The organism is Endozoicomonas montiporae CL-33, from assembly GCF_001583435.1.
GTDB lineage: Bacteria > Pseudomonadota > Gammaproteobacteria > Pseudomonadales > Endozoicomonadaceae > Endozoicomonas_A > Endozoicomonas_A montiporae.
Map to the genome: position 1 here is coordinate 1,744,678 of NZ_CP013251.1, position 24,028 is coordinate 1,768,705.

Annotated in this window: 21 protein-coding genes and 4 pseudogenes; 16 read left to right on the plus strand and 9 right to left on the minus strand. The window is 46.2% G+C overall.

All coding sequences use genetic code 11. The features are described 5' to 3' along the window. The first annotated feature begins 64 nt into the window (after positions 1–64). From EZMO1_RS07835 to EZMO1_RS28035, 9 genes and pseudogenes are all read left to right on the plus strand, one after another. Positions 65–2,062, plus strand: coding sequence for a DNA topoisomerase III (locus tag EZMO1_RS07835; protein WP_236631987.1), 1,998 nt, complete (start codon positions 65–67; stop codon positions 2,060–2,062). Positions 2,063–2,434: 372 nt separating this feature from the next. After that, positions 2,435–3,919 carry a hypothetical protein gene (locus EZMO1_RS07840; protein ID WP_034874279.1) on the plus strand — a complete coding sequence of 495 codons (1,485 nt, stop codon included), beginning with the start codon at positions 2,435–2,437 and terminating at the stop codon, positions 3,917–3,919. A 387-nt stretch (positions 3,920–4,306) separates the two neighbouring features. Then, positions 4,307–5,010 (plus strand): IS5 family transposase gene (locus tag EZMO1_RS25400; RefSeq protein WP_145912528.1). Its coding sequence is split into 2 segments (ribosomal slippage): positions 4,307–4,582 and positions 4,585–5,010, totalling 702 coding nucleotides; the frame shifts between segments, so codons are not numbered across the junction. Between the two features lie 116 nt (positions 5,011–5,126). Beyond that, positions 5,127–5,492 carry a hypothetical protein gene (locus tag EZMO1_RS07855; protein WP_051789676.1) on the plus strand — a complete coding sequence of 122 codons (366 nt, stop codon included), beginning with the start codon at positions 5,127–5,129 and terminating at the stop codon, positions 5,490–5,492. 157 nt (positions 5,493–5,649) lie between these two features. Next, entirely contained in the window at positions 5,650–6,123 is a 474-nt protein-coding gene (locus EZMO1_RS07860) for a hypothetical protein (protein WP_145912529.1), read from the plus strand. A gap of 29 nt (positions 6,124–6,152) precedes the next feature. After that, positions 6,153–6,464: pseudogene (locus EZMO1_RS07865) on the plus strand (IS5 family transposase); the annotation flags it as partial. Positions 6,465–6,613: 149 nt separating this feature from the next. Next, entirely contained in the window at positions 6,614–7,792 is a 1,179-nt protein-coding gene (istA, locus tag EZMO1_RS07870) for an IS21 family transposase (protein WP_034874476.1), read from the plus strand. Beyond that, positions 7,792–8,553 carry an IS21-like element helper ATPase IstB gene (istB, locus tag EZMO1_RS07875; RefSeq protein ID WP_034873160.1) on the plus strand — a complete coding sequence of 254 codons (762 nt, stop codon included), beginning with the start codon at positions 7,792–7,794 and terminating at the stop codon, positions 8,551–8,553. Before istA ends, istB begins: the two co-directional genes overlap by 1 nt. 156 nt (positions 8,554–8,709) lie before the next feature. Then, positions 8,710–9,063, plus strand: a complete 354-nt coding sequence (locus tag EZMO1_RS28035; protein ID WP_420809940.1) for an IS5 family transposase — start codon at positions 8,710–8,712, stop codon at positions 9,061–9,063. 19 nt (positions 9,064–9,082) lie between these two features. Here the strand turns inward: EZMO1_RS28035 and EZMO1_RS07880 are convergent, their stop codons facing one another. Next, positions 9,083–10,387, minus strand: a complete 1,305-nt coding sequence (locus EZMO1_RS07880; protein WP_034874273.1) for a dicarboxylate/amino acid:cation symporter — start codon at positions 10,385–10,387, stop codon at positions 9,083–9,085. A 412-nt stretch (positions 10,388–10,799) separates the two neighbouring features. Between EZMO1_RS07880 and EZMO1_RS07885 the strand changes: the two genes are divergently transcribed. The 3 genes and pseudogenes from EZMO1_RS07885 to EZMO1_RS07895 all read left to right on the plus strand — a co-directional run. Beyond that, positions 10,800–12,101 (plus strand): IS4 family transposase, encoded by a 1,302-nt coding sequence (locus EZMO1_RS07885; protein ID WP_160174033.1) that lies wholly within the window; start codon positions 10,800–10,802, stop codon positions 12,099–12,101. A 13-nt stretch (positions 12,102–12,114) separates the two neighbouring features. Then, positions 12,115–12,333 (plus strand): annotated as a pseudogene (locus EZMO1_RS07890) (IS66 family transposase); the annotation flags it as partial. After that, positions 12,330–12,710 (plus strand): annotated as a pseudogene (locus tag EZMO1_RS07895) (IS1634 family transposase); the annotation flags it as partial. The pseudogenes EZMO1_RS07890 and EZMO1_RS07895, both read left to right, overlap by 4 nt. A 36-nt stretch (positions 12,711–12,746) precedes the next feature. On the opposite strand, the gene EZMO1_RS28040 reads toward EZMO1_RS07895, so the two are convergent. The 5 genes from EZMO1_RS28040 to EZMO1_RS07930 all read right to left on the minus strand — a co-directional run bounded on the left by EZMO1_RS28040 (position 12,747) and on the right by EZMO1_RS07930 (position 16,779). After that, positions 12,747–13,504 (minus strand): IS1 family transposase gene (locus EZMO1_RS28040; protein WP_420809906.1). Its coding sequence is split into 2 segments (ribosomal slippage): positions 12,747–13,237 and positions 13,237–13,504, totalling 759 coding nucleotides; the frame shifts between segments, so codons are not numbered across the junction. A gap of 88 nt (positions 13,505–13,592) precedes the next feature. Then, positions 13,593–14,804: a hypothetical protein gene (locus EZMO1_RS26625; RefSeq protein ID WP_034874266.1), complete on the minus strand. Its 1,212-nt coding sequence runs from the start codon at positions 14,802–14,804 to the stop codon at positions 13,593–13,595. 245 nt (positions 14,805–15,049) lie between these two features. After that, the gene (locus tag EZMO1_RS07915; protein WP_051789672.1) at positions 15,050–15,718 is read right to left on the minus strand and encodes a transposase; all 669 of its coding nucleotides are present in this window, start codon (positions 15,716–15,718) and stop codon (positions 15,050–15,052) included. A gap of 317 nt (positions 15,719–16,035) precedes the next feature. Further along, complete coding sequence (locus EZMO1_RS07925) at positions 16,036–16,413, minus strand: hypothetical protein (RefSeq protein WP_061509365.1); 378 nt, start codon at positions 16,411–16,413, stop codon at positions 16,036–16,038. Between the two features lie 12 nt (positions 16,414–16,425). After that, positions 16,426–16,779: a hypothetical protein gene (locus EZMO1_RS07930; RefSeq protein ID WP_034874264.1), complete on the minus strand. Its 354-nt coding sequence runs from the start codon at positions 16,777–16,779 to the stop codon at positions 16,426–16,428. A gap of 355 nt (positions 16,780–17,134) precedes the next feature. On the opposite strand from EZMO1_RS07930, the gene EZMO1_RS07935 reads away from it, so the two are divergent. Together EZMO1_RS07935 and EZMO1_RS07940 are read left to right on the plus strand one after the other, a co-directional pair. After that, on the plus strand, positions 17,135–17,365 hold the full coding sequence (locus EZMO1_RS07935) for a zinc ribbon domain-containing protein (RefSeq protein ID WP_051789669.1): 231 nt from the start codon (positions 17,135–17,137) through the stop codon (positions 17,363–17,365). Positions 17,366–17,434: 69 nt separating this feature from the next. Then, positions 17,435–19,048, plus strand: coding sequence for a hypothetical protein (locus tag EZMO1_RS07940; RefSeq protein ID WP_222842211.1), 1,614 nt, complete (start codon positions 17,435–17,437; stop codon positions 19,046–19,048). Positions 19,049–19,252: 204 nt separating this feature from the next. On the opposite strand, the gene EZMO1_RS25410 is transcribed toward EZMO1_RS07940, so the two are convergent. Then, a protein-coding gene (locus EZMO1_RS25410) for an ISNCY family transposase (RefSeq protein ID WP_236631984.1) occupies positions 19,253–20,676 on the minus strand; the annotation gives its coding sequence in 2 pieces (ribosomal slippage) (positions 19,253–20,232 and positions 20,232–20,676; 1,425 coding nt in all). 96 nt (positions 20,677–20,772) lie between these two features. Here EZMO1_RS25410 and EZMO1_RS07955 point away from each other — a divergent pair. Continuing rightward, a pseudogene (locus EZMO1_RS07955) lies at positions 20,773–21,297 on the plus strand (transposase); the annotation flags it as partial. A 119-nt stretch (positions 21,298–21,416) separates the two neighbouring features. Here EZMO1_RS07955 and EZMO1_RS07960 read toward each other — a convergent pair. Continuing rightward, positions 21,417–21,707 (minus strand): putative quinol monooxygenase, encoded by a 291-nt coding sequence (locus EZMO1_RS07960; protein ID WP_034874261.1) that lies wholly within the window; start codon positions 21,705–21,707, stop codon positions 21,417–21,419. 164 nt (positions 21,708–21,871) lie between these two features. On the opposite strand from EZMO1_RS07960, the gene EZMO1_RS07965 reads away from it, so the two are divergent. Continuing rightward, positions 21,872–23,257, plus strand: a complete 1,386-nt coding sequence (locus tag EZMO1_RS07965) for a TldD/PmbA family protein (protein WP_051789662.1) — start codon at positions 21,872–21,874, stop codon at positions 23,255–23,257. A 34-nt stretch (positions 23,258–23,291) separates the two neighbouring features. Here EZMO1_RS07965 and EZMO1_RS07970 read toward each other — a convergent pair whose 3' ends face one another. Beyond that, the gene (locus EZMO1_RS07970) at positions 23,292–24,005 is read right to left on the minus strand and encodes a hypothetical protein (protein ID WP_034874259.1); all 714 of its coding nucleotides are present in this window, start codon (positions 24,003–24,005) and stop codon (positions 23,292–23,294) included. Positions 24,006–24,028: the final 23 nt, after the last annotated feature.

Here is a 24,028-nt window from a genome sequence, read left to right on the forward strand (position 1 = left end):
AATTCGGCAGCGAGGCTGATCTGTTAACAAGGTTGGTTAACAGAGCCTAGATCAATATGAGATCATGGCCGCTCAAACAAAAGATACGGACTGTATGCGACTTATTATTGCTGAAAAGCCCAGTCTTGGGCGGGCGATTGCTGATGTGTTGCCTAAACCCCACAAAAAACATGAGGGGTACATTGAAACTGCGCAGGGTGATTACGTGACCTGGTGCGTCGGGCATTTGCTGGAACAGGCCGAACCGGATCAGTATGACCCTGCCTTTAAACAGTGGAAACTGGAACACCTGCCTATAGTGCCAGACCAGTGGCAGCTGAAGCCCCGCAAAGGTGTCAGCAAACAGCTGGCAGTGATTCGCAAGTTGCTGAAAACCGCTGATACCATTGTTCATGCCGGAGACCCTGACCGTGAAGGTCAGTTGCTGGTGGATGAAGTGTTGGATTACCTGAAGCTTTCCGCTGCCCGCAAAAAGCAGGTCCGTCGTCTGCTGATTAACGATCTGAATGGGGCTGCGGTCAGAAAGGCGTTGCAGAGATTACAGGACAACAGTTCTTTTGTGCCGCTTTCGGTATCGGCTCTGGCACGTTCCCGGGCTGACTGGCTTTACGGGATTAACCTGACCCGTGCTTACACCGTGCTGGGTAGAAAATCGGGACATAATGGTTTGTTGTCGGTTGGACGGGTGCAAACGCCGGTGCTGGGGCTGGTGGTTCAGCGCGATGAAGAACGGGATAACTTTGTACCCAAGCCGTTTTATGATGTGTTTGCCCGGCTGGAGGCAAACGACAGCACACGCTTTCTCGCCAAGTGGCAACCCAGTGAAGCTTGTCAGCCCTGGATGGATGAAGAAGGTCGTGTACTGGATCGACGACTGGCCGAGAATGTGGCCGGACGTATAAAAGGCAAACCCGGAGAAGTCAGCAAGGCTCGGAACAAAAAAGGCAAAGAGTCTCCACCCTTACCGTATTCCTTGTCATCGTTGCAGATCGATGCCGCTAAACAGTTGAAAATGAATGCCAAGGAAACACTGGATGTGTGTCAGAAGCTGTATGAAAAAAAGCTGGTGACCTACCCTCGTTCCGACTGTCGTTATCTACCGGTTGAACACTGGCAGGAGTCGCCGGAAGTGCTGGCTGCCATTCGCAGTAACGATGAATCACTGGCCAAGGCGGTGGATGAGGCGTTGCCTGACCGGAAAAGCAAGGCATGGAATGACAAAAAAGTGGGCGCGCATCACGCCATTATCCCAACTGCCCGAAGGACCGATCTTTTTAAACTGGATGCCCGGCAGCGGCAGCTTTACAGTCTGATTGCCCGTCAATACGTTGCGCAGTTTTATGATGACCATCATTTTACTTCCCGCAGGCTGGAGGTGCTGATTGAAGGCGGATTGTTTGTAGCTAAAAGCCGACAATCCATTCAGGAAGGCTGGAAAGTGCTTTTTGCCAGAAAGGGCAAGCCGCAAAGCTCAGAACCGTCTGGAGATGAAAAAGAGGCGTCCAATGCCTTTTTGCCCGATCTTAATCAGGGCGATTCAGTGCAATGCATTGATTCAGACATCAAAGACAAAATCACCCAGCCACCCAAAGCCTTTACGGATGCTACTTTATTGTCGGCGATGACGGGCATTGCACGTTTTGTCAAAGACCCTGACATTCGTAAAATTCTGAAAGAGACTGATGGTCTGGGAACCGAGGCTACACGCGCAGGCATCATTGAGCTGTTATTCACTCGTCAGTTTCTCACCCGTCAGGGCAAGGAAATTCATGCAACAGTGACCGGCAAGGCATTAATCAGGGCATTGCCTGATGCTGTGGGGCAACCGGATATGACCGCGCAGTGGGAGGCGGCACTGAACGATATTGTTGAACGGAAAGGCTCTTATGCCGGGTTTATGGGGAATTTGGATGGGCAGCTCCGCTATTTGCTGCAACAGGCGGTCAATGGAGGCGCTGATTTCAGTCAATTGCCACAGAGTGATCAAAATACCAGAGGTAAACCCTTTCGTCGTAAAAACGTTACACGTCGTAAAAGTGACAGGCGAAAACAGACTGACTGATAGTCATTAATCAATACCAGGAGGCTGTCCGAGAATAGTCTGCCCTACCGGCAACTGCTCCTGCGTTGCTCTAGCTCCGGCATCCATGCCGTCGTGTGGTCGTAGTAAATTGAGGACAAAAATCCGCTTTTGTTCGTCAAATAGCTCGCTATTCTCCTCTCAAAACCGGATTTTTGTCCTCAATTTTCTTCGATCCTCGCTACGGGCGCTATTCTCGGTCAGCCTCCTGATTGAGGCTTGTAGTGGAACTATTTTCTGATCTTTTGTTCAAAAATGAAACTACAGAGTGTTTGTAAGCAGAACATTTGCACAATGGTATAGCACTGATAACACAGTGCTATCTGATGGTTTGATTTAGGGAAGAAATAAAAAATGACGTACCGGATCAGAAACTATTTTATCTTTTCAATTCTGGTGGCTACGCTGTCCACATGGGCTGGACTGGCTTTTCCAGCGGAATCAAAATACAGCCTGACCCATTTCCTCAAGGCGACGGACCCCGTTAAATTACCAGCTTCAGAGGCATGGAAAGAAAAAGCTGAAACCATCGCGGACAATATTCATAGCGCCAACTGGGATGCCCCTTTGTTGCGAAGTCCGGAGGGTTTTGAAGCACTTCGCTACGCCTATGAACACAAATGGGTTGATATAAACGAATTTCTGGATACCCAGGATTGGCTGCAGATTCAGGCAGATTTTGCTGCCCCCGAGACAACCGCGTTTCAAACGCTGGTTGATAAGGGTCTTCTCCCTGTCAGGGTACCAGCGGTCAGTGTAAAGCGTATTTTTTACACAGATGTTGCTGTTGGGAAGCGGCCCAACATTTTAAAATCAAGAGACACTCCTGGCGCAGAGCAATTTGGCTGGTTGACCGAAGTCGTGATTGATAATGGTATTTTTTGGGATTTTGAGGCCGTCAAACTCCGGAGCCAGATGGATGATCAGTTGGGCGATCCCGAAAAAAGCAGGACTCAAATTCAAAGGAAAGTTCGTCAGGCGTTTATCTTTTGGTATCGCAGCTTGCATAATGCCTCACCAGAGTTGAGCCATCTGTCTCCAAATGGTCAGGGAGGAATGCAGATTTTGCTGACAAGTGTTCCTTTTCAGCTTGAGCACATTAGGAGAACCCATTGGTATGCTCTGGATTTCGCGCCCCTTTATGGTCAGCTTGACTGGAATGACCTGATCGCTATGCGGGTGGAGGATGTCAATCCGGGAACCATTTACCACCCGGATGTCGCTACTAACTTCTTTTACCCTCACCATTATTATGGTGGTGCTTCGGTTTTTCTCCGTCATGATCTTTATCATCATAAAGCCCTCAGCCGTTTATCTAATAATGACAGGCGGTTTCTGGCATGGCTGCATCAGCAGGAAGAGGGGATTTTGAAAAGAATGGACCAGGCTATGGTTGCTTTTGATGGGGAAGCCAGAGAGGCAGAATATAACGAAACCGATATGCCTTTAGCAACAAAGATGGCTGATATTTGTCATGTTGATCAGGAGAAGCTCCTCTCTGGTTTTGATTATCGTCGTTATCCTTTAACCGACTACTGGGCAGAGCCGGGAAAACATAGAACCCTCTTCCCCGGGGAGTTTGCTGACATGTTTCACTTCTCTACTTTTAATACAAAGTTCTCAGAATTTATGTCTGCATATGATAAGCGATGGAGTGATGGCTTCGTTAACTGGAAGAAAACGTTACGCATAATCCTGAAGAACCAATGCGAGGACGCCGGTTATTTCTTCAAATCAAGCTTCAATCTGTATCACGCCCTGCTTGAGGAAATGCTAACAAAAAACAGGGATTATATTTACTCTGAGTTTGGAATTTCAGTGGATGAGATGCTCCCGTAAAACGAATGATAAGGCACTGGGATTGCGTCATAATCACCAGGGCGATTTCACACCAGCCACACTTTCAGAATCTGGCAATCTGCAACCTGATTTGCAGGATGACTTAAGTAACCTTTTTTGATAGGGATTGCCCAGTGACCAGAAATGGCTGACTCATGCACAAATTTAGAACGCGGAATAGGTATGAAAGCAATCTGAACAGACGTTATATGAATTTGTAATCAATTTAGCCAAATGAGATCAGCCTGATTAGGGATCGTTCTCATCTGATCGATCAATCAATTTATTAAAAATTATCTGATGATCAATATCGAGCTACAGTATATATTTTGGATTTCTCATGGCTCGTACAGTACTTAGCGAAAAACATGGGATCGCATAAAAGACATGCTGCCCGGCAAAGCTTCTGATTCTGGAACAACCGCTAAATGCAATCGACTGTTTGTTGAGGCCATTCTCTGGATAGCACGTACCGGAGCCCCCTGGCGGGATTTGCCGCCAGAGTTTGGTGACTGGCACAATGTATACAATCGCTTTAGTCGCTGGTGCTCGAAAGGTACATGGGGTGAAATCTTCGGAATACTCAGTGAAGAGTGCGATATGGAGTATCTCATGGTTGATGGCTCAGTGATTCGTGTACATCAGCATGGAGCACCTAAAAAACAGCTCAAACTGCTGAAGCTACTGGCAAATCAAGAGGCGGATTAACCACCAAAATACATGCTGCTACTGACGCCTTGGGGAACCCTGTTCGCTTCATTCTCACAGCAGGGCAAGCATCAGAGTATGGTCAGGCAAATGCTTTGATAGAGGGTATGACACCTGACTTTGTTCTTGCTGACAAAGGATATGATTCTAATGAATTTATTCTTTTGATCAGGTCGTCTGGTGCTGAGCCAGTTATCCCTCCGAGAGGCAATCGACTTGACCAGAGGGCTTACGACAAGGTGATTTATAAAGAACGGAACCTCGTTGAGCGGCTGTTTCAAAAGTTAAAGAATTTTCGTCGAGTAGCTACTCGATATGAGCGATTGGCACGTAATTATATGGGGATACTTCAAATAGCAGCCATCACGATTTGGTTATCTTAAACCGACCAACAAGCAAGCTGGTCGGTTAGTTGAGAACGCTCCCTAGGCATCCAATTCAATAAAACTTTAATCTGTACTATGGTACATTACATCTGCATTTTTATAAGGTTGATTGAATGAAAAACGCTGCTTTCGCTTTTGCCATTGGTCTGGGTTGTTTCTCAACACTGGCCAGTGCCGGGGATAGTTATTCTTACACCTGTGTTCACGGTCGTGACACCCGGGTGATTGATGTGATTTACCTGCAAAGGGAATCACCTGTTCCCTGTGAAGTCCGTTATACCAAAAAGGGCAGAGTCAAGGGTGAAGAAACGCTATGGAATGCCAATTACACCATTGGTTTTTGTGAAGAAAAAGCCGAGAAATTTATGCAGCAGCAAGAAGAGTGGGGGTGGTCTTGTAAGAAAGACGAGCCGGTACAACCTGCTCAATTACCCGAAGATTCAGAAATGCCCAAGCCGGTGCAGTTACCGGAAATGTGATGGTTGAGGCTCTTAAACTAACGCTTATATAAAAACTCAACCACACGAAATCCTGTTTTCTGACAGGGCCGAAGCCATCAGTTAAAACTGGTGGTTTTTTGTGTGTCGCTAGTTCTATCTCGTCCTCTTAATCGTGTGTGAATTACGAGGTTTTAGGATGCGTTTTAAGCGTTGGTTGAGTCGTTGTTTATTTACGCCTTTCCTGATACTACCAGTATCGCTAAGCGTGGCTGATGGTAGTACTCTGAAATATTTGGCGTATTTTGATGGTAAAGGCGTTCCTTATGAAGTGACGACACTGCAGGAGCAGAGTCAAGCTGACACTTCAGAAAATAAAGTTATCGAAGCTGGTGATCAGCCACATACATTAACGAATAATGAAGATGGAATTCCAACGCTTCGAAATGACATGGCTGGCGATACGGAGTCTGAAACGAAAGTAAATCAGACATCAGCCCCGGGGTTCAGTGACTTACAACTCTATACGCAACATCATGGTCTGACTATAAGTGCATGGGCGCATGACTTCAGAGAGGCCATTCAGGGAGTAACGATAGAGTATGTTATCGAAGTTTTGGGTGAGGCCAGATCTAGGGGGGCGTTCTCAATTAGCTCAAGTATGCATGTTTGAGGTATAGTTTGCGGCTTTTTTGGTTCACTATGCCTCGTACAGTTCTCCGCAATGATCAATGGAATCGAATCAAAGACCTCCTGCCAGGAAAATCATCAGACTGTGGAGTAACAGCCAAGGATAATCGCAAGTTTCTCGAAGCTGTTCTGTGGATTGCCAGAACTGGAGCACCATGGAGAGACCTACCAAATTCTTTCGGAAATTGGCACAGAGTTTATGTTCGCTATAACCGTTGGTGCCACAAGGGAACGTGGCGCGACATCTTTGAAGAGCTTTCCAAGGATAAGGATCTTGAGTATCTGATGGTAGACGGCAGTATTGCTCGAGTTCATCAGCATGGAGCACCAAAAAAACAGCTCAAGATGATGAGGCCGTTGGCAATGTTACCTCCGCCAATAAATGACCCCAAATCACCGGTTTGAAATGACCTCTCGATTTACCACTTCATGGCCGAATCCCATAGTGTTATCAGCACTCAGGAAAAGGAGCCATGATCAACCGAGAGGACTACCTTATGATAAAGCAAGCCAGAGACAAAGGCTGCTATCTTGAGGACATTGCCTGCCAGAGAGGTTGCTCTGTCAGTACCGTCAAGAGAGCCCTGCAAAGGCAAGGGCCACCACCCAGACGCAAATCCGGTGTTCGCCAGAGTAAGCTTGATGATTTCAAATCCGTCATTGACGCGTTACTGGCTGAGAATGTCTGGAATGCCGAGGTCATATTTGCCGAAATCAAAGGGCAGGGATATGCCGGTGGCATCACCATTTTACGGGACTATATCCACCCTAAACGCACCCTGCGTGAAAGCAAGGCGACCACCCGTTATGAAACGGCTCCCGGTCACCAGTTGCAGCACGACTGGGGAGAACTGCAGATCGAAGTTGGAGGTGAGCTTCGCAAAGTTTATGTCTCCGTTAATGTTCTGGGCTACTCACGCCGCTTCTATGCCTTTGCTGCTTACAGCAATGATGCGGAACACACTTATGAAAGCCTGATCCGGGCGTTCGAGTGGTTCGGGGGTTCAAGTGCGCAGGTACTGGTTGATAACCAGAAGGCTGCAGTTCTGGAGCATCCTGGTAACGGACAGGTGAAGTTTAATGAAGGTTTTCTGTTGTTGTCTCGACACTACGAGTTTCAGCCTAAAGCCTGCAAACCCTACAGAGCACAGACCAAGGGAAAAACCGAGCGTATGGTGCGCTACGTAAAAGAAAACTTCTTCCAGCGCTATCGCAGCTTTGAAAGCCTTGAGCACTTGAACCAGCAACTGGGAGACTGGCTGACCAACGTAGCAGATGAACGCCATCATGACACTCTGAAAGAAAAAGTGGCTGACCGCTTTGCTAAAGAACAGCCGCACCTTCAAAAGCTACCGGATATTCGTTATGACACCAGCTACCGGGAAACACGACGTGTGCCGGTTGATGGTTACATTAATTTTAAGACGAATCGCTACAGTGTTCCCAGTACTTTGGTTGGTCAGCAAGTCAGTATCCGCATGGGACTTGACCGGCAGCTACGGGTTTATGGCCCGGACGATACCCTCGTTGCCAGCCATCTGCTGGTTGACGCAAAGAACCGCTGGGTACTCGACGCCACCCACCACCGTGCCCTGTATGACGAGATCAAGGTTGAAACCCGTGACCTCAGCCATTATGAGGAGGTGGTGTGATGGAACAGTTAACGACACTGGTCAATCGCCTTAAGCTTGACCACCTGGCTGACAACCTTGATACCCTGTGTGAGCAAGCCAGCAAGAAAGACCTGAATTACCGGGAGTTCCTGGTAGAAGTGCTTTCTACTGAGTGGGCTGGCCGTCACCAGAAAGGGCTTGAGAGTCGTCTAAAGCAAGCCCGGTTACCATGGCTAAAAACATTAGAGCAGTTTGACTACAGCTTTCAGCCGACCGTTGACCGAAAAGTGGTTCGGGAACTCTCCGGTCTTGGTTTTGTTGATCGTGCTGAAAATGTCGTATTACTCGGACCGCCAGGTGTTGGTAAAACACATCTGGCAATAGCTCTGGCTGTTAAGGCAGCAGAAGCCGGACATCGGGTTATGTTCATGAGCCTCGACAAGCTGATGACTACGCTGAAAAAAGCGTTGCAGGAGAACCGGCTTGAAAGACAGATGCAGCAACTGATGTACCCAAAGCTGCTGGTACTGGATGAAATTGGCTACCTTCCTATGGATCAGGATGAAGCCAGCCTTTTCTTCCGACTCGTGACTCGCCGTTACGAAAAGGCAAGTATCATCCTGACCTCGAATAAGAGCTTTGTCGACTGGGGCGAGATCTTTGGCGATCAAGCCATAGCCACTGCGATCTTGGATCGGCTACTGCATCATGCGACAACTCTCAATATCAAAGGTGAGAGTTACCGCCTGAAAGAGAAGCGCAAAGCTGGATTACTGAAAGGCACTTCTGCCAAGAAATAAACCTGAAAACACAGTGAACTTAACCGTTGAAAGCGGGTCAAAAGTATTGCTGAAAACGGGTCATCTCAAACCGGTGGAAGAAGGTCATATTAAAGCGGAGTTAACAGCAAATCAAGAGGTGGTCTGACGACTAAAATCCATGCTGCTGTAGATGCTCTGGGAAATCCGGTTCGCTTAATACTGACAGCAGGTCAAGCATCAGAATATGGTCAGGCAAATGCATTAATAGAGGCTTTTTCTGCAGATTATGTTCTTGCAGATAAAGGCTATGACTCAGATGCATTCATTCTGGCTATCGGCTGTATAGGGGCTGAACCGGTTATCCCGCCGAGAAAAGGAAGACTGCAACCAAGGCTCTATGACAGAGAGCTTTACAAGGAGCGCAATCTTGTAGAAAGGTTATTTCAAAAGCTGAAGCACTTCCGGAGAATCGCAACCCGATACGAACGGTTGGGTCGAAATTACTTGGGAATGCTTCAGTTGACAGCTTCTTTGGTCTGGTTGGCGTAATTGAGAACGCTCCCTAGTCTTACCGGATGTGATGGAAGTCAATCTCTTCTTCTTTTAGCCCGGCTTCAGGGTTATTGAATACAGTGGTATCGAGTGCGCCTTCACTCTTGGCGACGATACAGGTCACCGCACTGTCACCGGTCACGTTGACGGCACTTCGAATCATATCCAGTAGCCGGTCTACTCCCATAATCAGAGCGATGCCTTCTACCGGCAGCCCGACCTGTTGCAACACCATGGCGAGCATCACCAATCCGACGCCTGGCACGCCCGCTGTACCAATGGAGGCGAGCGTTGCCGTCATAATCACCGTCAAATAGTCGGACAATCCCAGATCAATACTGAATGCCTGTGCAATGAAGACCGTTGCCACGCCCTGCATAATGGCAGTGCCATCCATATTAATGGTGCTACCCAGCGGGACGGTAAACGACGCTACCCGGTTAGCGACACCCATCCGGTGCGTAACGGTTTCCATGGTGACAGGAATCGTGGCATTACTGGAGGCGGTGCTGAAGGCAAACATAATCGCGTCTTCCATTTTCTTCAGGAAAACAATGGGATTGAGCCGTGTAAATACATTGAATAGCAGGCAATACGTTACCACCACATGCAGTAACAAAACCCCGATCAGAACCATGACATATTTCAGCAGACTGAATATTGCCCCTACCTCTATGGTCGTAAACAGTCTTGCCATCAGGCAAAACACGCCATAGGGGGCAAGGTTCATCATCAGCGCCACCAGCTTCATCATGACTTCGTTCATGGATTCAAAGATCCGGGCAATCCGTTCACCGGGTTCGCCCGCAGCGGCAATGGAGATCCCGAACAGTACCGAGAAAACGATAATCTGTAGCGTATTGCCGGATGCCAGTGCTTCTATGGGGTTACTGGGAAATAGACGGATGATGACTTCCCCAAGGGACGGCGCCTCACCCGGTGCAAAGCTGCTCGTGGCTTCAAGATTGGCTCCCTCTCCCGGTTCAAACAGCAGAGCAGCAAGAATGGCCAGAGTGATGGCCACTGCCGTTGTCAGCATATACAAAGCCAGTGTCTTACAGCCCAGACGCCCCAGTGTCGAAGCGTCAGACAACGAGCAGGTACCACAGATAATCGAGGTAAAAATCAGTGGCACCACCAGCATTTTCAGCGAGGTAATAAAAATCTGCCCTGCAACATAGAAAAAACCATCGGTGATGTAGTTGGCTACAAAGGCATTACCCTCAAACAACATTCGTACAAGAATGCCCACAAAGAGCCCAGAGATCATCCCCACCATCACTTTGGTGGTCAATGATAATTCTCTCCACTTCTTGAACATGAGACTTTCCCGACAGTAGCAGACGACAGAAGCACAAAAACTTGGCAGGTAGAGATAAAGATAGTCGAATAACAACAGTTCAAGAATTATTCTTGGAAGAGCCACCAACGATGAAAAAACTGGCAATAACACAAAGATCATTGGTATCAATGACGACCACAGTACTGATCACAGACTTCTTGTGTTTTGCGTTACCTCGATACCTGTAATATTCTCAGTTTATCCATCAATCGCAGGAAGCGGCAGGCTATGAAAGTTGACGGACCAACTAATTTACCAAGCTCAGGTAGTCAGGGAAGTAATGATACATAGGGACGACATTAAGCATTAATCACTAGTGAGAGCAATCCTGCAGGTTCACCTCCCATGGTCAAACTTGTTATAGCAACGACAACTGACCATGGTTAAAGAGATGAACCCCTCTCAGATTAGTACCATCAAAAATACTTTGCAGAAGTGCTTCTCAGAAGATGAATTGACCCTGATGGCAGAAGAGCTTGGTTTTACTGTCAGGCATCGACTCATAAAGCCTCTCGAACTCATCATAGCCTTTATTGCCTGCCTTGGTGGTGACGGGTGCTCAACGACACAGGCTGACTTGTACCGGAAGTTTATTGAGATGACCGGTTTGAACATTTCTGACCATTCATGGCGGGAGCAAGTGAAAAAGACTTCTCTTCCCCTGTTGATTCTCTGGCTCTGGCTGCGGTGTCTTGATGCTCTCAGTCGTAAAGTAATTAGCTTTGAACCAAGCAGTCCCTTTTCTGAATTTCAACCTATCCGGCTCCATGATGGTTCGTCTCAGGCCGTCTATGACGAGCTTAAGGACGTTCTGCCGGGGCGGTTTAACAAAGTCAGTCCAGCTGCCATCGAAATGCATGCTACTGTCGATTTGCTTGAAGATAGTTTTGTCCGCGTACAAATGATGGAAGATACTCGTTCGGAAAGAGCTTGTCTGCGGGCACTTCACTCTTCTCTGAAGCGGACGTTGATACTTATTGATGCCGGTTATTTCGAGCTGGAGTACTTCGGGGCTGTTGATGATCGGGAAGGCTGCTTTCTGTGCAGGGCGCCACAAAGTATCAATCCGGTTATTCACAGGTGTGAAAGAGAGGACGGCAAGCAGTATCACCGTTACGAAGGGAAAAAGCTCAATGAGGTATTATCTTCCTTTCCCAAAGACAAGTGCATGGATCTTGACGTGGAGTGGCCTCAACTGAGTAAGCGAACCTTTCGTCTTGTTGTGCGCTGGAATGGTCAGAGAGAGTGCTGGGTATTTATTGTCACCAACTTAAGCAGAGATAATTTCAGTCTGGAGCAAGTCTTCTTGGGGTATTGCCTGAGATGGCAGATTGAACTTATATTCAAGGAAGTTAAATCATACGCAGGCTGGCACCGGTTCAATACTAAATTTGCCACTCTGGTTATCAGTCTAGTATTACTGTCGTTTATTGTAGCAACACTGAAGCGATATCTGGCTCATGCAACGGAAGCCGATATGGATGCTGAAATATCGACCCATAAAGTGGCGAAATGTGGCACTCATCTTTTTGGAAATGTCATGAAATCGCTAATGAAAAAAAGCCGGTGCTTGTCTCGTGACCTGAAAAACCTGATTTCATTCTGGGAGAAGAGTGCAAAGCGTGAACACCCAGCCAGAGATAGGCAAACCGGGCGTTCTGTATTAGGGTTGGTCTCAGGCGGTGCTGCTTAATGTCGTCCCTATGAACATTCCCTTCGACAATAACGGCAGCGAGCAGGATGTTCGGAATGGCAAGGTGAAGCAGAAAATATCAGGCTGTTTCAGGAGTAAGAAAGGCGCAAAATGGTACTGCCGAATACGAAGTTATGTCTCATCGGCGAGAAAGCAGGGACAAAACACTTTTGAAGCCCTACTTATAGCCATGAAGAATTACGGAAATCATCCTTTGCTGGGTGCTGAATAGTTACGACGTATAAATCCCAGCAGCAGGTTGAAAGGGGTTTTCGCTTTCTGAAAAGCCCGGACTTTCTGGTGTCGTCACTCTATCTCAAGAAGCCGGAACGTATTGAGGCACTGTTAATGGTGATGACTCTCTGCCTGATGGTCTATGCTGCTATTCAACATCGAATCCGCTATGAACTGAAGAAGCAGAGTCGAACGTTCCCGGACATGAAGAAAAAACCAGCCCAAAACCCGACGGGTAGATGGGTTTTCCTCTGCTTTGAAGGCATTTATCTCTTGACACCCAGTAGCACGGAGAGGTACGTGATTGGCATATCGGAAAGTCAGGAGACAATCCTGTCTATATTGGGGCCAACATACCAATCAATTTATTCCTGATTGGGTTGGTGAATGGCGGGTAGTGGGCCAGAACTGTTATATCGCGTGAATATTGACCCCAAACTCAACTTTATTAATCAATAATCCAATAACAATATCGTGCATCTTTTCGAGCTTTGAAAAACAAATTGTCTTTCTGGCCAACCGTTTAATCCAAGTCCGAAAATTAAGGTTTTTACGCTCTATCTTCTGAGTGTTTGCTTTACCAATAATATGCATGTTTTCATCAAGGTGTCGCTCATAGGCTCCCCAATCATCGGTGTAAAATTTATTAATACCAAATGGCTTCAGAAGTGTTTTGAGTTCTTTAAAAACTTCATCTTTCCGTTTTCCGAAAACATAAGCAAGCACGGTATTTGTAGCGTGATCAACAGCATACCAAAGCCAGCGTTGGTTCGATTTATCATGAACATACGACCACTGCTCATCTAGCTCAGCCTCTTGGCAGACAAGCCCTACATGAATAATTGCATCTGACTTGAGATCAATAGTTTGAATATTTGGGTTGACCTTTACCAGACCGCTTTCTTTTTTTTTAGAGTCTTTATTACTGTTGTCTTGCTTATTCCGAGTACTTTACTTGTATCCCTGATTCCGCTGCCATTTATTGCCATATCGATGATTTTTTCTTTAACGCCAGGCTCACAGGCCTTGTAGCGATATTCAAGCATGAAGGTTTTGATTTCACATTTGTCATTACAGCAATAGTATCGTGGAACATCATGAGTGCTGTATCCGAAAGGCCGAACTTGGTTACTGCCACATGTTGTACAGAGGACTTGCGTAAGGCACATTTTTAAACCGCATTTTTCAAAGTTGCCGAATGTCGTATTTTAGCAGACAGGGCTAGAATCACAGAACTGTGCCACTACCGAATGGCGGTTACATTGCGTTAAGCAAAGTGGAAAAATAGTCCAGGGGCGCATAGAGTTTTTTCCACTGAGTCTTGGCTGTATCTGATAGCGAATACTCAATAGGATCACCGTAAATGGCGTAATTGGACAAGCTGTTAAACAGGGCAAAACTCAGGGCCAGGGCCAGAGTATAAGAAGCTCTGACAGCCAGGTTATTTGAGTTTATCTTCGAACTGGCGGTAGTAAGTAAGGCTATGGCTAAGGCTGTGGTTCCGACTCCGGCTCCGTATTTAGCTACGGCTCCGGCTCCGGCTACGGCTACGGCTCCCGCTCCGGCTCCGGCCGCAGCTGCGACTCCGGCTGCGACTCCGGCTGCGACTCCGTCTCTGATTACGGGTTCGGCTCTGGCCTCGGCTGAGATTCCGGCTGTGACTCTGGCTCCGATTCCGGCTCCGAGTCCGGCACTGATTGCGTCTCTGGCTATTGACCGGCCGTCCATACCAAGCATGGATGTAGACGCTACAGCTGATATAGAACCTGTTGTAAACGTGCTTATTATAAAGGCCAGTTCAGCCTTTGCAGGACTTAAGCCCCTTCTAATTAATGCTTCATAAAAGATGCCGCCTACCACCAAACCAGTGGCCATTGAAAGCATTCTGTATTGTTCATAGTCATACTGGACAGGCCTAATGGACGTATTACCTGTTTGTCTTAGAATTAATGATGATAAAGTGCTCCCGGCAGTCCTTGTGCCCGCTTCTGCGGTGAAATAAGTCAGAACCGCAGGAAGTTTTTGATTACGGGTTTGATAAGCCATCCCAACGGCACCCGCAAGGCGTAATGGCTGCCACCAGATTTGCTCTAAAGGCCAGGGTGAGACATGCCCTGCAAGCGCCATCTCAGCGGTTGTAATGACAGGAGTCAGCTGAAGACAAAAATGGTTTCTGAGTTCAGCCAGATCTTCTTCGTCATTGCTGTTCAACCCGAATCGCCTGGTCAGGCCCGAGACTATCCCGGGTGTTTGGCAGACACCATGCCAGATACCCATGGTAACCAGGGTTGACAACGATACCCCTGCCACATTGCCCAACAGCTCGAGGCCAGACTCTACCGCGGTGGTATTTTTTTTATAGTATTCCAGAAAAGTAAAATCGTCCTGTTTGGACAGATCGCCCCTCGCCAAAGAACAAACAGCAATCAGACAAAAAAGCAACGGAAATAGTTTGAATGGCGATTTCATGATGATGCTCTTTAAATGACTGAGAGTTAAATGTAGATCATAAATGAGTTGACCTTGGATTTCCGGGCAGCCGGTTTCGCCATCAAACAGCCATATTGCAGCTATTCCCGCTGAATATACGTCTTAAGACGTTTAAGTTGGTGTAGGAGAGAAACATTTAATGCGTTTAGAGAGTGTCCTTCACTTCCAGCGAATCTCGAACGAACAAAAATTTTGAACCCTGAAGCCAGACTGCCCCACATTATTCATGAGCTGTCGTAAGGCACTATTCCCGCGACGGGACGGCTAATGATGGCATCAAACAACCCTTCCCAGGTTTTGATAAGCCAGGTCTGGAAATAACCTTTCATCAACTCCCACAGATGTATTCGTACACCTCGCGTTCGTTCTTTCAGGGCTTTTTGAAACTCCGGGCTGCCCAGTTGTTGCAGCTGGTCAACCAGAAAGGCCAGTACCGTCAGGTAAGCCAGATTGGTGGCAAGGTGCTGTTCACCGTGCCCGTAGTTGTGCTCAAGGTGGTAGTCTTGTTTCTTCAGGGTATTGAACGTTTGGTTTTCAATGTGCCATCGGCATCGTCCTCCTTTCATCAGGGCTTCAATGGTCTTTTCTGTCAGAGGTATGTCAGTGATCCAACTCCAGGTGTGACGATCATCTTTTTTGTCCGTCTCAACAAAATCCAGCACGTTGACATGCTCAACGGGGTTAGACTTATTGAGGGGCACATCGTTAGCAAAACGATACCAATACTTGATGCCAGTCTCCGGATCAGTTTTGAAAAAACGTGCCACTTTTCCTTGCTTATCCAGTTCATCTACAGCTTCAATCAGCGAGCCGTGATTGCCGTCTTTCGCAATGATAATGTAATGCCAGCCGTAACTCTTGATCAGGCGGATAGTTGGTCCGTCAGCATACAAGCCATCGAGTACGATAATCAGTTTCAGGTAGGGGTGGTCTTTTTTTTACGTTGGCAAGAAAGCGCTTAAGGGCACTCTTTTCACAGTCGTTCTTGGTACAACCATCCTGTCGTACAATAGCTTCGGGAGCCAATGGTATAACGACCTTCTGGTCGGGGTGGACAATGCAATCACCCATCAGTTGGTGATAATAAGCTTCATTGGCTTTGCCCTGGTTTTTTACGCAGCAGTCGTCGCAGTGTAGCTTTCCGGAGAAGAAGGTTTGTGTACCATCAATGGCCAGCAAATAATGGTTTTTGAGGTGGCCGATGTGAAACTCAAACTTCTGCAGGTGCCCCGAACGCTGAAAGCGTGAGAAGATTTTTTTTGTAAGGCTTTTGAAACCAGTGTGGAGAAAGCTGGTCAAGTACCTCTCGCATCCGGGTGTCACTGGGAACTCTGCCATTGACGACATCAAACAGGGTTTCCAGATTGTGAGCCTGGACAGGGTCTTCCCGTTGGCTATCAAAGCGGAGCATGGACGGCATTTTCATTTGCATCATGGCAAAAGCGGACTTGGCAAAGTTGCCAAAGGGAATGCCATTCTTGCAGTGATTAGGTCGGTGATCAGGAATGTCACCCAAACAGTCAGTAACCTCTTTAATCAGGTGGCTTGCAGTCAGGTGCGTGCAATTTTTTTGAATGGGCTTGGCCATGGTTGCAACCGGTCAGATCATGCAGCATAAGGTCAAAAATAGTCGTTCAATTGTGCGGTTGCAGATTTTTTTATCACGCTCTAAAGCCTGATAGCTGGGGGCTTTTGATAAAGGTCGGGAATTGCTGCTGGCTGCCTCTTTATTCACCTGCGCCAGATTATTACCCAAATAGTTAAGGTTCAGCTCCATAAACATGTGGAACATTTGTCCACCGGATTTTTGATTGGCTTTGGACAGTTGTCTGAATTCTTCCGATCCATAATAAACTGGCATAAATGTTTCAAACCACTGATTCAGCTCTTCAATGGCGTCATCCGGGTCGATTTCGTATTTTTTAAGATCGAAAGTGAAGGGATTAATCGTCATTTGATATCTGTTCCTAAAAATCAATCAAGCAGTAAGTTGCCTAATCATACAGATATCCGGAAGATATGCCATAAACCCTTAACTCCCTCTTAATTTTGAGGGCTCTTTATGGATTCCGGTGGGTAGTAGAAAACTATCAAAAAGTTCGCTAGCATTCAGCGGGAATAGCTGGTCATTTTTATACTATAATCCGTCGCTTGAAGTGCAAGAAAGAAGATATCATTCTGAACCTGCACAACCGGCTGGCGTTCGAGCTTGTATCCAGTGATGACGTGATTTTCTTACCAACCTTTGAAACCAGAGGGATGGTCACAAGGAAAGATAAGAAGGTATTCGCCGGAATACTTGCCGCCAGATGTTAGACCTTAATCATTACGGGTTTAAAATGCGCCTGAAGTGGTACGCCAGAAAGTACGGAAAGCACGTTGTGGACTGCAATGAAGCCTATGCATCAAAGACCCGTTCATGGGATGGAAGTATTGATGATCAGCTTGGTTCATCAAAAGTTATAAAAGGTGATGGTTTCATTGTTGATCATGATATCAATGGCTCCCGCAATGTATTGCTTAACAGTTTAACAAGGTAGCTTGAGCCTTAACCATAACAACGAATATTGCGTTCGTTGCGGTTTTAATCAAGAGAAACACAAATGTCAATGATTGGATACAAAAGCGAGACAGTCATGAATTTAAAAACCTCATCACCTGACCTTATTCAAATCCTGATTGCTGGTGCGATTATAAGCACAGGTTTTTGCAGTAGCTACGTGGCAGCACGAGTAACCCCGGATGACGTTGGCGCCTCTTTCTTGCCGTTGTCTGCCAAGCATAAGCTAATGAAAGAGGTTATTGAACTGGGAAGCCACAAAAAGCAAGGCTTTAATGTTAACTTAATGACTAACTATAGTGATATTTTCTGTTACCATGTATATGGTTCTGACATACCCATTCCTGAGATTCCTGAGCCTTTCAGAAAATTAATCCAAGGCGGAGCTGACGATAAAACTCTACCAGAGGCTATTACAGCATTGCAGGGCTGGAATAATAAGTATCATTTGAATCTAACTCACGGAGACTACGTTAAAGTAGTAGGTATTGATATCAATAGCGCGCTCCTACTGATACAAACTCACGTAGACGAACAAATACAGCATCATCCGGAGGATAAAGAACTACTAGACTCAATTAATTCGATTATTACCCATATAATCACAGAAATGCAGCAAGATGTAGGAAATTTAAATGATCCAGAAAATGATGCAGAAGGCAATGGCACAAATAATAGTGATCAAAGCTGTCTGCAAGAGAAATATAATGAAGCCGACAAGAAACAGAGGGATATGTTCGCTGCATTGGTCGCAATAATGACTGCCAGAAATCAAAGTTACACGCTTGAACAAATGGTTCAGATGGTCGGGGCGCTGATAAGGGTCGCTCTTGCCGATAGCCACTCACTGATGATTAAACAATTTGAAAAATATCTTGAGCTTGAAAACGAGAATTTTCTGTTTCATACAACCATTGTAGCAAATGATCCTGTTCTTATAGCTCTTACAAGAATACGCGAGCTGGAAAAGTTTCGTTCAGCCTTAAACGACATGGTTCAAAAGCGTAAGAGTAAGGAAAGCAAAGAAATAAGATTGAATAACAATATGGACGCTGCTCCTGATAACTACTTTAGCGCCATCAACCTGAGTTTTCCATTCAACTTTTCTTTATGGGCTCAACAGGTCAAAATTCAGGATTTGTTGAGGCAAACAATTCAAGATTTGTTGAATAATAACCAACTAACTCCTGCATTGTATATCTATACCCGAGAGTTAACTAATGCTATCACTCAGTTAAACTCTTTTGCACAGGGTAATTCTGTGAATTCAATACCATCTTTGAAAAAGATATTATCAAATGTTGTAAACACATATGAAAAAAGAATTGATTTAGTACAAATTACTCATGATTTTTTTGATAAAAACTCTGATAAAAACCCTGACAAACATTCGGCAAGTGCTTCGACTCAATCAGACGAAACAGACGAAACAGACGAAACAGACGAAACAGACGAAAAAGAAGCTAACAAGCTTTTTGTCAAAGAGGTTGTCACTGTGCTAAATCAGATAAGTAATTCATTAAACACTCCTGATTTTAATTTAAAGCCTCTACATAATGGACTGGCAGATATTTTAAAAAGAATATTAGAAACGGCGGAATTAAATTCTGATATGAGACAATTTATGAATCAAGATATTCTCGAAACATGGAGACTAAATTAGTGCCTGTCAGAAAACCTCAGAAAATTCGCAGCGAATTCTGGCTGTCATGCACCCATCGCAGCTGAATTCTACTGTTATGGCAAGTAGAGGCTATTTTTTGTACTCAGCAGCGTGAAGTAAAAGCAAAAATGCCACTTCTGAAGCGTGCAAAACCCTCATGCCAGGCGTGATAAAACAAAAACTGACCGGTAGCTGGCTGAAAAGCTATTGACGATCTCTGGTCAGAAGAAGTTTGCCCAACCGTTTCAGATTGCCGGCAACAACAGCCAGTGCAACGTATCGCTTAAAGCCCTCAATGCCTTTATCCGGACACTTATCGAGGCCGTTGGATTCCAATGCATTTATATCCGACTCCACGGCTGAGTGTTTTCTTTTTGCCCGGATAAATTCCAGATGGGTTTCACGCTTTTTGTCACTGGCTGACAGTCTGCCTTTCTTGGGCAGAACCGGACGTTCAAGAAGAGCTTCCAACTTCTCAAGATTGTCCGGGCTCCAGAAACCCTTGTCGTAGCTCACCTGATTCAATGCTGGAAACCGCTTTTTAGCATCTTCTGCCATAGGTACAGTAACCTGGTCGTCTGTTTGCTTTTGCATGACCTGATGATGCAAAGTAAAACCAAATTGATCCTGTAGCACGCAAACTCGTAGCCCCAGTTCTACCGGTGTACCGGCCTTGCCTTTGCTGATCCACTCGGTGTGTGGTTCAAAAATCGAGAATATCTTCTCGCTATGGGGAATCTGTTCGTGCTCAATAACTCGCCGGTAAATCAGAGCTATCTGGTGCTTGCCGTGAGCAATGTGGTATTTGAGATTTTCCAGCCTTGGTTCATCGGGTTGTTTCTTCACCAACAAAGACAAGGTCACTTCCGCCTTGTGCAGAACGGCGCTGCTGTACTTGATGTACTCAACATGAGCCATCTCAATATCGTGCTGTCGCAGGCGCTTTTTCAGCTCACAGGAAGCGCCGGAGTGTTTCAGGTTCCGCGCTTTGTGGTAACGCTTACGGTGTTGATTCTTGAGATATTCACGCTGGCGCCACCCCGGAAGCTGGTATTGTTCAGCAAGGGTTGATGCAAACTCGATACTTTTACGGCAAGCATCGCTCAACAGGCTGATATCCGTAGGGAAGTGGACATCGGTTTTAACTACGAACGAATCGGCACGGCCATGTAACGGTTCGTCTTTTTTTTAACCAGCATATGGCCTGCTGCCACGACGACCTGATTGATCTGATCGAGAATTTCAGGGGTGAAGTGGCTGATATTATCCTGCAATGTCTGTATATGGTAAGAGCGCGTACAGTAAGGACCGTGGCCAAGCATTTGTCTAAGAGAACCATGTTCATTGGCAAGCTCTCTCAGACGGTCGTAGTCGCAGTTAGTAACCAAACGAAGTGTGCCAAGCACCAGTATTTTCCAGAACTCCATACCGGGACGACCATTGTTCTGGTCAGTGGTGGTCATGGTATCGAGTACCTGAAAAACCTGATTACGCAGTTCGATATTTGTCCATATGTGCTGTAAAGCCCGCAATAGCCGGGGAATATCGTCCCTCGATTTGGCGTCGAAGGTGATGGCAGAGATATCAATCTCTCCCAGCTGCATTTGTGGGTTGATGGTTTGGCGCATAAATTGAGAAAAACAGCCTGTTTTGGGAAATCTTCATGAACTATATGGGGCTGCAGGCTTCTGTATTCAAGTGCTTGAGGGTTTCCGGACAGGCACTATATACGACACAAATTCGATAAGCATTTTGTCATGGCCAGCAAGTCAAACCGGAAGGTTTCGCTGAGTGAGGAAGATATAAGTCAGGGGCGTTCACAGCGTATAGATTCCATTGACTTCTCAGAAGAAAAGCCCATCAAAGGCTGGATTGCAGGCGTGGACTTCCCCGTTCTGCTGTTCCGGCAGGTCTTTACAAACAAAGATGGCAGCAAGGGCATTCTCTATCTGATATGCAGTGATCTTGAGTGTGACGCAGAGGCTTTGAAGGCGATCTACAAAAAACGGTGGAAAGTTGAAGTCTTCCATAAAACACTCAAATCTAATGCGTCAATGGCCAAGTCACCGACTTATACAGTTTTGACGCAGAGTAATCATCTGTTTATGTCGATATATTCGGCATTTCGTCTCGAGGTGCTGGCTAATAAGCTTGATTTAAACCATTTTGAGTTGCGGGCAAAGCTTTATCTTACTGCATTGAAATCATCGTTCCAGAAACTTCAGTTGATGAAGGGGTGCGTAACATGAGTTAATTTAATTGACCAGCTATTTACAGGCACCACTTTAAAGTGGTGTCCATGTCAAAATCATAAGCATTAAAAGGTGCAAGTATCTACTCTTTGAGCTGCTCTGACTTTACATCTTGATCAACTGATATGTGTCATCTCATTCACAGAAAACTGTGCTACAGCTCCTTCTGTTACCTCCATGAAGCCTTTAAAGTGAGCGCTATCCAGATGACTCTGGAGTGATTCGTGATTTTTCCAGTTTTCAAAAACCAAAAAATGAGCTGAATTATTATTATCCTGATGCAAGTCGTAACTGATGCAACCATCCTCAGTACGAGTAATATCGACCAATTTCTGTAACTCCCCTTTAACCTCTTCAACCTTACTGTCACAGGCTATGACATTGGCAACTATAGTCAGTTTTGTCATAAAGTCTCCTCAGCATCATCAACGACTTAAATAACAGAAATAATAGCTGTTCCATGATCGCACATCGACTTTATAATCAAATCATATTCTCAAAGCCTGACATGCTATATCTTTTCCATGAGTGGGCATTTTCAGAGGCATCATAAACTCAGGATTATCAAATAATGACCGTTAAAGACCACCCCATTCCAAACTTCTCCGACCGTTCGCTCTACACTGAGCTGCGTCTTCAGGAAAACTGGAAGCAAACGCTGCAACTGACTAACGGTGATGTCACCAGCAACTCGGTCGAAACCGTCAGCGGTGCTTCAGCCAGAGTTTGTGATCAGGGACAGTGGGGCTTCGCTTCACTGCCGGAAATAACCAGCGAGGCCATTAAAGCGGTTCTGCAGGAAGCAAGTAACAATGCTGCCTTTCTCGCGCGTCATCAGGGGCAATCATCCAGCAGCTTGTCTGAATCTACGTTCTCTGTGAAGAAAGACCTCTCCAGCCGTTTACCTGCAACATCACTGGAGCAACGACTGACTTTTCTGAAAACACTGGATCAATACATTCTGGACCACTGCCCGAACCTTGAAAGCCGGATCCTTCGATTGCACCTGGAAACCATCAGCAAACGAATTCAAACCAGTACCGGCTCGGAAGGCTTCACCTGCGTCCCCAGAACCGTCCTGTATATCTATCTGACCATTAACAACGATCAGCTAGAGCCAGTGGAGCTGATGCACAGTATCAGTGAACGGGGAGAATATCAGGATGTTTTCACGGAACCCTCCAGCCTGTTTGACGACATTGACAATCTATATCAGCAACTGTTGGATAAAAAAGAAGCGATTCCAGCCAAAGCAGGTTATAAAGACGTTATTCTGGCTTCAGAACTGTCCGGTTTACTGGCTCACGAGGCCATCGGCCATCCAACAGAAGCAGATCTGGTGATGGCAGGTTCCGTTGCGGCAGAGCTGCAGGGCAAGCAGGTCGCCAGCCCGCTGATCAGCATGATGGACTTTGCTCACTCCTACCGGGATGAAACCCTGCCCGTTCCTGTTTTTATTGATGATGAAGGCAGCGAACCGGAAGATGCAGTATTGATAGATCAGGGCAAACTGACCGAGTTCATGCACAATCGCTACAGTGCAGCTCAGCTCGGGCAACCGCTCTCAGGCAACGCCCGGGCCTTTAAATACTTTGACGAACCGCTGATTCGTATGCGCAACACCGCTATTCTGCCCGGCAATGACAAGCTGGAAGATATGATTGCCTCCATTGACGACGGTTACTACCTGATTAAAAGCAACAATGGTGAAGCCGATGCCACTGCCGAGTTTATGTTTGGTGTTACCCTTGGTTACGAAATAAAAAATGGAAAACTGGGGCGCGCCATTGAAGACACCACCATTTCCGGCATGGCTTTTGACGTATTAAACACAGTCACCATGGTGTCCAATGACCTGCATTGGGAATGCTCCGGCTACTGTGGCAAAAAACAAGTCATTCCTGTCGCCTGTGGCGGCCCAGCCATAAAGTGCAAAGTGCATATTGGTGGGGAATGACCCTATCTGGAAGCTGAAACTTCTAAAATAAAGGCTATTGTTTGGAACCGGGAAACACTTTGGAAAATGCTCTTTGGAAAAATTCTTTGACAACTATTCCTGATAACGTTGTCGATTCTTTGAAGGTGCTTTCAGTAAGGGTGGGCGGTATATAACTTGTAGTCCTGTAAGTAATCGTTCCAGAGTCCTGAGGTAGTTGCACATCGATCGCTCTGGAACTCTCTCCGGGACGACTGACAGGTTGAATATCAACCCCAAGGGTAATGTTCGTTGGCCAGATGTTCATCCGGACAAACTGGTTGTGACTATTAAACTCTATTGTGCCGGTTATTATCTGATTCATAACTCTCTGGTTATGATATTCGATATCGTAGACTCTACCGCCCCCGCCATCCTGCCTGAATGAAAGACAATGAAACACAGGGTAAAGTGGATACCCGCTCATAGTGATAACCGGTAAGCTCGGCATGAAGAAAAGCCAGTTCGGGTCTGCCGGTTCAGAATAGTCATTTAGATGCATAGCACTGCCTGTGAAGTGATTACTGCTAAATTGCAACCCCAAAAAAGAGCCCGTTGTTATCTGATAGTCCCGAGCATCCAATTCTGTGTCAGGGTCTGTTGAGACGATCAGGTGACTGACAGGCGGGCTTTCTTGCGATCCGACCATGATTTTAAATGCTTGCTCACCAAAAGTGAGCATTGGCATAAACAATAAAGCAAAGAAAAATACTGTTTTCACAGCTTCCACACCTGTCTTCCTCAAGGTCAGTC

What these genes read in the sequence shown, in the direction of transcription:
- EZMO1_RS07930 (WP_034874264.1), bottom strand. Translation starts at nt 16,779, where the DNA reads ATGACGATTAATCCCTTCACTTTCGATCTTAAAAAATACGAAATCGAC.
- EZMO1_RS07935 (WP_051789669.1), top strand. Translation starts at nt 17,135, where the DNA reads ATGTTAGACCTTAATCATTACGGGTTTAAAATGCGCCTGAAGTGGTAC.
- EZMO1_RS07960 (WP_034874261.1), bottom strand. Translation starts at nt 21,707, where the DNA reads ATGACAAAACTGACTATAGTTGCCAATGTCATAGCCTGTGACAGTAAG.
- istB (WP_034873160.1), top strand. Translation starts at nt 7,792, where the DNA reads ATGGAACAGTTAACGACACTGGTCAATCGCCTTAAGCTTGACCACCTG.
- EZMO1_RS07860 (WP_145912529.1), top strand. Translation starts at nt 5,650, where the DNA reads ATGCGTTTTAAGCGTTGGTTGAGTCGTTGTTTATTTACGCCTTTCCTG.
- EZMO1_RS07925 (WP_061509365.1), bottom strand. Translation starts at nt 16,413, where the DNA reads ATGGCCAAGCCCATTCAAAAAAATTGCACGCACCTGACTGCAAGCCAC.
- EZMO1_RS07880 (WP_034874273.1), bottom strand. Translation starts at nt 10,387, where the DNA reads ATGTTCAAGAAGTGGAGAGAATTATCATTGACCACCAAAGTGATGGTG.
- istA (WP_034874476.1), top strand. Translation starts at nt 6,614, where the DNA reads ATGATCAACCGAGAGGACTACCTTATGATAAAGCAAGCCAGAGACAAA.
- EZMO1_RS07885 (WP_160174033.1), top strand. Translation starts at nt 10,800, where the DNA reads ATGAACCCCTCTCAGATTAGTACCATCAAAAATACTTTGCAGAAGTGC.
- EZMO1_RS07855 (WP_051789676.1), top strand. Translation starts at nt 5,127, where the DNA reads ATGAAAAACGCTGCTTTCGCTTTTGCCATTGGTCTGGGTTGTTTCTCA.
- EZMO1_RS07940 (WP_222842211.1), top strand. Translation starts at nt 17,435, where the DNA reads ATGATTGGATACAAAAGCGAGACAGTCATGAATTTAAAAACCTCATCA.
- EZMO1_RS26625 (WP_034874266.1), bottom strand. Translation starts at nt 14,804, where the DNA reads ATGAAATCGCCATTCAAACTATTTCCGTTGCTTTTTTGTCTGATTGCT.
- EZMO1_RS07835 (WP_236631987.1), top strand. Translation starts at nt 65, where the DNA reads ATGGCCGCTCAAACAAAAGATACGGACTGTATGCGACTTATTATTGCT.
- EZMO1_RS07840 (WP_034874279.1), top strand. Translation starts at nt 2,435, where the DNA reads ATGACGTACCGGATCAGAAACTATTTTATCTTTTCAATTCTGGTGGCT.
- EZMO1_RS07965 (WP_051789662.1), top strand. Translation starts at nt 21,872, where the DNA reads ATGACCGTTAAAGACCACCCCATTCCAAACTTCTCCGACCGTTCGCTC.